This is a genomic window from Methanopyrus sp. (assembly GCF_053997775.1).
Genome location: NZ_JBMXXF010000033.1, coordinates 1 through 10,066 on the forward strand (window position 1 = coordinate 1; position 10,066 = coordinate 10,066).

Genomic DNA, 10,066 nt, shown 5'->3' on the forward strand with positions numbered 1-10,066 from the left:
GGTCACGTTGGCGACCAACCGGTAGACGGACAGCCTCCCCTCCGTCGGCACGAACACCAGCGAGACCGACCGCGCGTCCCGGCGCTCGCTCGCCCCGATCGCCACCCCGATCACCGACCCCACCGGGCCCGGGAAGGCGACCCGCCGGACCCTCCACGGCGACCCCCGGTGCCAGGCCGCGACGATGACCTCCGACCCGCGCCACAGGGCCATCATGAACCCCTGGGGTGAGCCCTCGGGCTCCCAGCTCCAGACCGTTCCGTAGCCCGGCCAGTGCCACGGGGTCAGCCACGCCAGCCTGACGTCGGCCGGGACCCTCAGCGCCGGGGTGAGTACCCTGACTATCGACCCCTCAAGCCGACCCACGGCCAGCCCCTCCCCGGAGGCCAGGACCAGGAAGCCCCACTTCCGGAGGTAGTCGTCCCCCGGCAGCGCCAGGACCCGCCAGCCCCTCGGCACCTCCACCTTCCGGACCTCGCCGCTCGGGAGGACGAGCAGCGTCCGGTCGCCGACGGTGACGAGGTAGCCGCCCGCGATCCATCCCCACACGCGGGCCGGCCCGTTCACGCGGGCCAGGACGCGGCGCCCGCCCCCGATCGGATCCACCTCCACCAGGCGCCCGGACGAGTCCACGAAGACGATCCGTGGCGGGGGCACCGTCACGTTTCGACGGCCCTCGATCCGACGGACCTCCAGCAGCGAGTGCGATAGCACCACGTCACCCTCGACGGTCCCCAGCTCGAGCACGCGCGGGCGCTCGTCGAGCACGACCAGCCGGACCGTTCCGTCGGAGCGCACCGCCAGCACCGGCACCGACCGGTAGGACCCGCCGATCCTCGCCCACAGGGCGCCCACCGCGCTCACCTCGCCCCGGGGCACGCTCACGGTCGTTGAGAGGCTCCCACCCGATCGCTCGAACGGCTCGGGAACGCCGGGCTCCGACGGGCCGAACAGGTGAGCGGAGTAGTACCACCGCAGGCCCAGCACGATCCCGTCCACGGTGCAGGCGAGGCCGGTCCGCGCCCACCGGTACCGGACCAGGTGAATCTCCCTCGCGCGCTCGCACTCGCCGTGCGGCAGCGGGCCGTAGTAGCTGGAGTACGCCCGCAGGGCGCCGACGACGGCCCACCCGTCGCGGTCCAGCTGGAGCGATCGGTCGTGCCGCACCGAGACCTCGAGCCCCCAGGCCTGAGCCGGGGTGAGGGCCGGGAGCGTAAGCAGCAGCGGAAGGAGGAGCGCGGGCAGCAAGCCGGGAGCCCCGGGTGGGTCGGGTCCCGGGTGACCAAAGGCGTCGAAAAGACTCCGCCGGGGGCGTCAGCCCGATCGGGCGCGTCCGCGGACCGTGAGGGCGACGACCAGGCCCAGCGCCACCGCCACCGGGAGCACCGGCGTCGGCCACCAGCTTCCTCCCTTGGTTCCGCCCGACCTCGCCCCCGTTTTCACCTCCCACGCCTTCACGCCCAGGGCGTTGAGCAGCAGCTTCGCGCCCTCCCGGTTCAGGTTGCCGTTCTCGTCGTGGCACGGGTGCGGGCCGATCGCGATCGCCTCGCCCTTACCGTACCGGTCCACCAGGATCGCATCCCCGCTCCTGACGATCCCGCCCGCGTACCGGGCGACCACCTTGGCGCCCTCGGACCGCATCACGGGCCCGTTGATGTACGTGACCTCCAGCCGGTCCGGCAGCCCCTCCGTCAGCCGGTCCCGCTCCAGCCTCAGCGTGACCCTGCCGACGCCCAGCCCCACCCTCTCGATCCTGGCCCGAACCAGCCCCGCCCGAACCACCGTGATCGCGCCCGCGCAGATCCCGATGACCTTCCCGCCCGACCGTACGAACTCCCGCAGCGCGCTCACGAACCCCGGGTTGCCCGTCACCCGATCCGCGTACGCGCCGCCCGGGAGGATCAGCGCGTCGTACCGGCCCAGGAGCGACCCGCTCGCGATGTCCCCGCCCCGCACCTCGTCGAAGTCGATCCCGGCGCCCCGCAGCACCTCCTCGATCGCCCGCAGGCACGTGGGCTCCACGTCCTTCGGGGCGAAGACCGCCACCCGCAGGCCCTCCGCCGGCTGGGCCAGCAGCACCAGGATCCCGAGCGCCGCGACCGCGGGCCTCAACCGCTCGACCCCCAGGGACCGGGGGCCGTCGGGCGGCATGAGCGTTTCGAAAGACCCGGGTTAACCCGCGGTTAACGGACCCGACGGTGCGCGCCGTTAATTAGTCCCGATGCCGCGGTGGCCACCCTAACCCCGAGCCCGGGGGCCGGAGGGTGCGGGCGGAGCGGCTGGCGCTGGCGGGGCTCCTGCACGACGTGGGGAAGCTGAGGCAGCGGTACGTCGGCTCGAGGGAGAACCACCAGGAATCGGGCGAGCGGCTGCTTAAGAAGGCTTTCGGGGACCGGGCGGAGCGGGACGAGACGCTGGGCCTGGCCGTGCTCGCGGCCCGGCACCACCACCGGGACCGGAGGAGGAGGGACCGGGACGCGCTCACCCGGGCGGACCCGGACCGGCTAGGGGTGGCGGCGCCGGGCGAGTGGGGGCTGGAGCTGGCCTGCGTGGCCCTGGCGGACACGTTGGCGAGCGCCGAGCGCCGCAACGAGCTCGATCGGGAGGAGGGTGAGGGGAGCAGGCGGTCGTTCTGGACGCTGCTCAACCCCTGGCACCGGGTGTGGGGACTGTTCCGGGAGCGGTTGAAGGGGGACGTCCGGGGGCTGGGCTGGGAGGAAGCTCGACCCGAGTTCCTGCCGGACGAGCTCGGGCTCCTGCACTTCAACGTGCACCCGCGGGAGTTCCGGCCCCCGGAGACGGCGTCGAGGTCGGAGGTGGACGAGAACGAGTGCCGGGAACGGTACCGTCGGCTGAGCGAGAGCCTGGTGAAGCTGCTGCGCGAGCTGGGCGCGCCGGAGCACCCGCACCCGTTCGACCCGGCCCGGGTCGCGCTGGAGGCGGTGGCCTCGCTCGTCCCCGCCCAGCACTGGATCCCGGAGGGCCGGGACCACATGCGGGCGATCTCCCTCTACGATCACGGCCTCCTCACGGCCGCCCTCGCCGTCTGCCTGGGTCACCTCGTGGAGGAGGGGTGCCTGGACGCCCCGGAGGACGACCCGGCGGAGGCCTACGACGCGCTCGAGGAGGGCCTGAGGGAGGGGGAGGACGGGTTCCTCCTGGTGCGGGGGGCGCTGGGTGGGATCGGGGAGTTCATTCGGTCCGTGCGGCGGGCGTCCCCGCTGGAGGCTAGGCGCCGGCCGGCCTCCTACCTGAAGATCATCCGGGGTCGCTCGGCCTTCGTGGACCTGCTCACGGCGGGCGCGGCCTGGGCGACGCTCCGCGAGGCGCTGGGGGAGTGGGCGCACCCCGCCCTGCTGCTTCGAGCCGCGGGAGGCGGGTTCACGCTCCTCCTACCTCGCACCGACGGGATCCTGGAGGCGCTGCGGGAGGCGCGGGAGGCGCTGAAGCGGGCGGTCCTCGAGGGCACGGACGGCGTGCTGCGGCTGGGGCTCGCGTGGGTGGGGCTCGGGTACGAGGACCTCGTGGAGCGGAGGAAGGGGCTGTTCAGGCGACAGGTGGAGGAGCTGGGACGCCGGGTGGGTCGGGACCTGCGACGCTCCCGGCTGCCCGAGGCGCGGGTGAGCGGGAAGGTCGACCCGTGCCCGGTGTGCGGGGCGCCGATGCGGGAGGGCGAGGGGTGCGAGCACTGCGAGCGGCTGGCGGACCTGGGCGACGCGCTGGTCCGGCGGGACGAGGAGGACCGGCCGGTGTTCGCGGGCTTCCTGGTGGGGGAGGAGCTGGAGGGCGCGGCGGTGGTGTGCGAGCGGGAGGGTCGCAGGGTCTGCGCGCATCACGTGAGACGGGACGGTCTGAAGGGCGCCGCCGAGGCGGGCGAGCTGCTGCTGGTGGACCCGGCGCACGTGCGGGAGGCGCTGGAGGCGGCCCGGGAGGCCGAGTCCCCGGCCCGGGTGGTCATGTCGTACTTCCCCTGGTACGCGGCGACGAAGGAGGACGTACCGGAGTCGGAGGGCGAGGAAGGGCTCGCAACGTTCTCGGGGATGGCGGAGCGGGCGCCCGGCGCGAGCCTGCTGGGGCTCGCGTACGTGGACGTGGACAACCTGGGCGACTGGGTGAGCGTGGCGGCCGGGGACGCGTTCGGCACGTTCCTTTCCCTCTCACGGCTCACGGACCTGGTGTTCCGGCACTGGGTGAACGCGCTGGGGTTCCGCACGGCCGCGGAGCTGCTGGACGACGTGCCGGGGCTCGAGGTGAGGCTGGCGGACGGGGAGCGGACCTTGGACCCGCTGGAGCTGCTGCCCCGGTTCGGGGAGGACGGGAGGCTCGAACCGGAGCACGGGGAGGGGCGCGGCCGACCGTTCCTGCTGGTGTTCTCGGGCGGGGACGACCTGCTGGTGGCGGGCGCGTGGAACGAGGCGTACTCCCTGCCGTTCGAGGCCTTCCTGCTCTTCGCGCACGCGACGGGGTACCTGTCGGTCGCGTCCCTCTCCGGGGCGGTGCTGCTCACCCGGAGGAAGGCCCCGTTTCACCTGGTCCTGCGGGCGCTCAAGGACCGGGAGCGGGGGGCGAAGCGGGCGGGCGAGGGCGACGACCCCGTGCGGGTCCGACTGGCGCCCAAGGCGCGCGTTTCGCTCCCGCGACTGAGCGTTTCTAAAATTAACAATTCGGTTTCCGAAGATGGGAACAATGGTCAGAGTGGAAACCTAAGCGGTTCCGGATCGACCCCCGGCCCGGTGCGGCTGGATCGGGCGTTCGCGGCGGTGGAGCTGCTGGAGGACGTGCGGGACGCGCTCGGGGAGAAGGCCCGAGCGTACCGGCTGCTCCGGGCGCTCCGGGCTTGGTGGGAGCGCGGCGACGTGGGCGCGGCCTCGCGCCTGGTCTACGTGGTCCGGCGGATGGAGGGGGACGATGACACGCTCACGCAACGGTTGCTCTCGGTCCTGCCCGTGAGCCCGGGGGAGGATGCGGACGCGTACCCCGTCGGGCTGGTCGACGTCGCGCTCATCCCCCATCTGATCGCGCGGCGGGGTGAGTAGGATGAGCTCGGAGCTGAAGCTGGCGGAGCTTAGGGAGAAGTACCTGTTCAAGCCGGGCCGGCTGGACAGGGATCGCGCGGATGAGGTGAAGCAGCGGTTCGAGGAGCTGGTGGACGCGTTTAAGCGGCAGAAGATCCGGCTGCGGCCGGATGAGGGGAGGCTGATGGAGCTGGCCTTTTACACGGCGGCCCTGGCGCTGGGCGTCGCCCACTCGCAGCTGCGGAAGATCTACGCCGAAGTCACGGCGGTCCGGGACGCGGCGCGGGAGGCGGCGGAGGGGCGCGGCGACTGGGAGGAGGTCATCGCCCGGCTGGGCCGGGCGCGGGTGACGCTCGCTTATGCGGTGGGTAGGGCGAGCGGGGAGAGGTGGAAGGTCGAGGCGTTCGAGCGGCTGCATGAGGTGCTGGACGAGGCCATGCGCCGGGCGACGGGCATCGTGGAGAGGGACGACGTTGAGGACGACGTCAAGCTCCGCGCCGTCGAAGCGCTCCACTTCCTGATGGAGTCGATCATCGCGTTCCACCGCTTCCTGGGCGCGAGGTAGGGGGTGCGGGGAATGGTGGGCGTGTCGGGCACGCTGGCGCTGGTGGGCGAGATCCGGCTGCTGACGGGCACAAGGATCGGCACGTCCGAGGAGGAGATCGAGATCGGCGGGCTGGACAACCCGGTGATCAAGGACCCGGTGACGGGGTACCCGTACGTCCCCGGCTCGTCGCTGAAGGGCCGGTGCCGGGCGCTGTTCGAGCTGGCGTGGATGGAGGAGTGCGGCGTGGACGAGGACACGTTCTTCGGTGGGCACGATAATCAGCGGCACGAGTGCGGGTTCGTGCGGCCGGAAATCGTCGCCGAGGCGTTGAAGAAGGGCGAGCTCAGCCGAAAGCCACCGTGGCTGGAGGATGGGCTTGACACCTGCCCGGTGTGCCGGCTGTACGGCACGGCCGGTCACCAGCTGGACAAATACAGGTGCGACGCGGCGGACACGAAGAAGGAGGCGCGCGTGGCCTTCCGGGACGCACACCCGACGCGGTACACGGTCAACCACCTAATCGAGCGGGTGGGCGAGCCGACGGAGGTCAAGCACGAGAACGCGATCGAGCGGGTGACGGGGGAGGCGAACCCGCGGCAGATGGAGCGGGCGCTCCGCAACTCCCGGTTCGGGCTGGAGATCGTCTACCGGGTGGAGAGCGAGCGGGAGCTGGAGTCCGACCTGCGGCACCTGCTCGCCTCGCTGAAGCTCGTGGAGGACCAGGGGATCGGCCACAGCACCTCGCGCGGGTACGGCCGGGTGGAGTTCCGGATCGCGGCGGTCTGCGCCCGATCGACGGGCTGGTACCTGAACCCGAGCGACGGGGAGGAGTTCCCGGCGGAGCGGGACCTGGAGGCGGTGGACGAGGAGGAGGTCAGTCACCTGCACGATCGGGAGCCGGAGCGGTACGAGGCGGTCGTCCGGGCCTGGGACCTCACCGACCGGGGCTACCTGCGGCCGGAGGAGTGGGTGGAGCGGCTGGACGACGTGCTCGGGAGGCTACCGTGGGGTCGGTGAGGCGTGGAGGCGGTCCTGGAGCTCTCGCTGGGCCGGTACCGGGCCGGCGACGTCCTGGAGCGATCCCGGCGCTCGCTCCCCGCTCAAACCCTCTTCGGCGCGATCCTGGGCGCGACGGTGGAGCTGCTGCGCGGGCGCGGGGAGGACCCGGGGACCGTGAGGGAGGTCGTGGAGGGGCTCATCGAGGGGCTGGAACTCTCGGACGCGTTCCCGGTGGGCGAGGACGGCGAGCCGCTGCTTCCGGCGCCCGAGCACCTGCGCCGGCTGCTCTCGGACCGGGAGTGGTACGGGAGGGTGCTCCGGGAGCTCGAGGAGGGGGCGGGGCCCGAGACGCACGAGCTCGCGCGCGAGCCGGAGCGCGTCCCGCTCTCCCTGTTCCTGAGTCTGTGCGTGGAGGACGTTGATTCCACGGCGATGGGCAAGGAGCTGCGCGGACTGTTCAAGGACGACGGCGTTGGGACCGTGGTCGGGCAGGCCCAGGTCACGCACGCGGCGGTGCCGAGGACGGGGGAGGACACGACGCCGTTCACGGTGGACTACGCGAGCGGTCGGGCGGCGGGCGGTCCCACCCACGTGGCCTTCCTGAGGTTCGAGGGGGAGCTGCCGGAGTACGACCCGGAGGGACTGCTGGGGGCGGTGGTTCGGTACCTGCGGGACGTGGGGGTCGGCGGGGCCCGGTCGCGGGGTGCGGGCGAGGTGCTGGCGGCGAGGCTCCGGGGGCCGGGGGAAGGGGAGCGTCGGGTCTTTTCCCAGCGCAGGAACGTGGAGGAGAGGGCGCCGGCGGTCACGCTCTCGGCCTGCCGGCCCGTGGGGGACGCGGAGTTCTACGGGCGGGTGGAGCGGCGGGGGCTGCACTACGCGCGGGTGGGCCCGTACGTTACGAACTTCCGCGTGCCGCGGTGCTACCTGGCGGGCACGGGCGCGTACTTCCCGAGGTGGCCGGGGGCGGAGCACGTCCGATTCGAGGTTCCCGGGAGGTTCCTCCCGGCGTTCCTCCGGGACGACCCGATGTACCGGGACGGGTACGAGCTCGTGGTCTACGGGCGCGGGTTCCCGGTCCGGGTGAGGGGCGCGGAGGGGGTGTGACGGGTTGGCGACCCTGCTGGTGAGGAACGTGGGCGTGAACGACGTGCGGGTGGACGGCGAGCGGGTGAGCGAGCCGTACTACGTGCTGAAGGAGCTCGTGAGGGAGGGTGACCTGGACGGGGTCTCGTTCCCGATCCTGGAGCGGGCGCTGGAGGCGCTGGAGCCGGACCGGGTCGTGCTCTTCGCGACGGACCAGGACCCGGGGTCGACCCCGCGCGGGCTGAAGGCGAAGGACACGCGGTACGTCGCGGAGGCGATGCGGGAGCTCCTGGACGTGGAGGTCGAGATCGAGCTGATCCGGGAGAACCCGGCGGACTACGACCGGATGCTGGAGGTGTACGGGGAGCGGCTGCCGAGGGTGCTGGAGGGCGCGGACGAGGCCTACCTGGACGTGACGACGGGGACGCCCGCCCAGTCGCTGTCCCTCACGCTCCGGGGCCTGGAGGCCCGGCCGGACGCGGAGCTGGTGTATGTGTCCGAGTCGGAGGGGGTCACCCGGGTCCGGGTGGGGGACGAGCTGTTGCATCGGGTCGCGAGGGAGCTGCTGGGGTACGGGCTGCACGACCCGGCGGCCCGCGTGCTCTCGCACTCCGGGCTGAGAGACCTCCGCACCTACGCGGAGGCGCGGGCGGCCGAGGATCGGTTCGAGTTCGAGCGGGCCCGGGAGCTCTACCGGAGGCTCCCGGAGGACTTCCGGGACGTCCGCGAGCGGCTGGAGCGGGTGGAGCGCGCGCTCTCGGACGACCCGGTCGAGCGCATGGCCGAGCGCACCCGGTACGTCCTGGACCGGGCGCTCACGCACCTCAAGCGCGGGGAGTACGGTGAGTACACCCTCCGCGCCTGCACCGCCCAGGAGATGATCCTGTGGACCGCCTTCTCCGCCGTCTCCGGGCGCGAGCCGGAGCCCGAGACGTTCACCCGGCACGCGACCCGGGAGGCGGACTGGAACCCGGGCTACGACCTACGAGCGAGTGTCCGACGGGACCCGGCCCGCACCCTAGCGAACTACCTCGAGGAATACCTGGAGGGTCTCACCTCGCTCGAGATCACCGACGCGGGCCGAGCGGCCGCCGTGAACGCCCTCGCCAGCTACTACGTGATCCGGGGCCTCCGCCCGCTCCGGGACGATTACGCGCACCGGGCGGTCTGCATCACGGGAGAGGACGTGCGGAGGGCCCTGCGCGAGACCCACGTGGACCCGGACTACTGGGAGAACCGCCACGGGCACCGGCCCGACTTCGAGTTCCCGCCCGAGGAGGACGATCCCAGGGCCGCCATCGAAGCCCTCCGCGACTGCGTGACCGCGATCGAGCGGGTGGGGAGCCGATGAAGGGCGGGCTCGAGACCGCGGGGCTCCGGCTGGAGGTGCTCACGCCGCTCCACGTGGGCGTGAGCCGGGAGGAGGAACTCGTCCGCGGGCTGGACTACTACGTCCGCGACCGCGAGGCCCACGTCATCGACCCGATGACCCTCGACCCGGAGCGGGCCACGGAGGCCGCCGAGGCGCTCCGCGAGGGCGATTACAAACGAGCGGAGCGGGCGATCGAGGGGGCGAAGGTCCTCCACCGGGTGGCCCTCAGGACCGGGGAGCCGCCGGACCGGTACCTGCCCACCTACCGGCCGACGCGAGCCGGCGACCCCTGGATCCCGGGGACCTCGGTGAAGGGGGTCCTCCGGACCGGCCTCCTGCTCGCCGCCCTGAAGCGCCTGCGCGAGCTGGGGATCAACCTGGGAACGCTGACGGACCGCCTGCCCGGCGGTAACAGGGCCAGCGAGGCGCTCGACCGGCGGCTCCGGGTCACCGTGTTCCAGGGCGGCACGGCCCAGAGATCGAGCCACGGGTGGCCCAACGTCCACCCGCACGCGGACGTCCTGCGGGCGGTGAAGGTCAGCGACGCCCGGCCGGTGGAGGTTACGACCGCCATCCTCCGGGCCGAGCTGCACCCGGAGGGACGTCACCTCGACGCCCGAGAGTTCGTCGTCACCGGAGCCTTCGAGCTCGAGCTGAGCGTCGACGGGACCGAGCTGAGGAACGTACTGAGGTCGTGGAGCGAAGTGGGGATGCCGAGGCTGCCCCGTCCGGTGTTCGAGTTCCTGAGCGCGGCCCGGCGCGAGCTCCGGGAGTTCTGGGAGGAGACGCTGGAGGGACCGGAGAGCCTGCTGGAACGGGCCCGGGAGGGCTGGAAGGAGGGCCTCCGGGCGCTCGGGGAGACGTTCAACGTCGACGTCCCGGGGGACGCGGACGCGCAGCTGGGCTGGGGCGGCGGCCGACTCACCAAGACCGTCGTCCCGCTGCTCGGGCGGGTGCTCCCGAGCGGCCGGCTGGGCGACCTGCGGCCGAGGACGGTCCGGCTGGTGGACGGGGAGGTGCCGGGGCTCGTCCGGGTGGAGCCGACCTGAC

8 protein-coding genes are annotated in these 10,066 nt (G+C 72.8%); 6 read left to right on the plus strand and 2 right to left on the minus strand.

Annotated elements, in window-relative coordinates:
* Both ACXJJV_RS05150 and ACXJJV_RS05155 read right to left on the minus strand, forming a co-directional pair.
* Positions 1-1,248 (minus strand): hypothetical protein (locus tag ACXJJV_RS05150; protein ID WP_456467113.1); only part of this gene is annotated, 1,248 nt, incomplete at its 3' end.
* A gap of 66 nt (positions 1,249-1,314) precedes the next feature.
* The gene (locus ACXJJV_RS05155) at positions 1,315-2,112 is read right to left on the minus strand and encodes a DJ-1/PfpI family protein (protein WP_456467114.1); all 798 of its coding nucleotides are present in this window, start codon (positions 2,110-2,112) and stop codon (positions 1,315-1,317) included.
* A gap of 152 nt (positions 2,113-2,264) precedes the next feature.
* Here ACXJJV_RS05155 and cas10 point away from each other — a divergent pair, with 152 nt between their 5' ends.
* From cas10 to csm5, 6 genes are read left to right on the plus strand one after another with little or no spacing between them, the layout of a single operon-like run.
* Positions 2,265-5,036, plus strand: coding sequence for a type III-A CRISPR-associated protein Cas10/Csm1 (cas10, locus tag ACXJJV_RS05160; protein WP_456467115.1), 2,772 nt, complete (start codon positions 2,265-2,267; stop codon positions 5,034-5,036).
* Position 5,037: 1 nt separating this feature from the next.
* A complete protein-coding gene (csm2, locus tag ACXJJV_RS05165; protein ID WP_456467116.1) occupies positions 5,038-5,580 on the plus strand; it encodes a type III-A CRISPR-associated protein Csm2 in 543 nt (180 codons plus the stop codon).
* A 12-nt stretch (positions 5,581-5,592) separates the two neighbouring features.
* Positions 5,593-6,579 carry a type III-A CRISPR-associated RAMP protein Csm3 gene (csm3, locus tag ACXJJV_RS05170; RefSeq protein WP_456467117.1) on the plus strand — a complete coding sequence of 329 codons (987 nt, stop codon included), beginning with the start codon at positions 5,593-5,595 and terminating at the stop codon, positions 6,577-6,579.
* A 3-nt stretch (positions 6,580-6,582) separates the two neighbouring features.
* Positions 6,583-7,665 (plus strand): hypothetical protein, encoded by a 1,083-nt coding sequence (locus ACXJJV_RS05175; RefSeq protein WP_456467118.1) that lies wholly within the window; start codon positions 6,583-6,585, stop codon positions 7,663-7,665.
* Positions 7,666-7,669: 4 nt separating this feature from the next.
* A complete protein-coding gene (locus tag ACXJJV_RS05180) occupies positions 7,670-8,995 on the plus strand; it encodes a hypothetical protein (RefSeq protein WP_456467119.1) in 1,326 nt (441 codons plus the stop codon).
* Positions 8,992-10,065 (plus strand): type III-A CRISPR-associated RAMP protein Csm5, encoded by a 1,074-nt coding sequence (csm5, locus tag ACXJJV_RS05185; protein WP_456467120.1) that lies wholly within the window; start codon positions 8,992-8,994, stop codon positions 10,063-10,065. The genes ACXJJV_RS05180 and csm5 overlap by 4 nt, the downstream gene beginning before the upstream one ends.
* The last annotated feature ends 1 nt before the right edge of the window (position 10,066 follow it).

Coding starts and splice junctions, on each gene's coding strand:
- csm2 (WP_456467116.1), top strand. CDS start 5,038: ATGAGCTCGGAGCTGAAGCTGGCGGAGCTTAGGGAGAAGTACCTGTTC.
- csm3 (WP_456467117.1), top strand. CDS start 5,593: ATGGTGGGCGTGTCGGGCACGCTGGCGCTGGTGGGCGAGATCCGGCTG.
- csm5 (WP_456467120.1), top strand. CDS start 8,992: ATGAAGGGCGGGCTCGAGACCGCGGGGCTCCGGCTGGAGGTGCTCACG.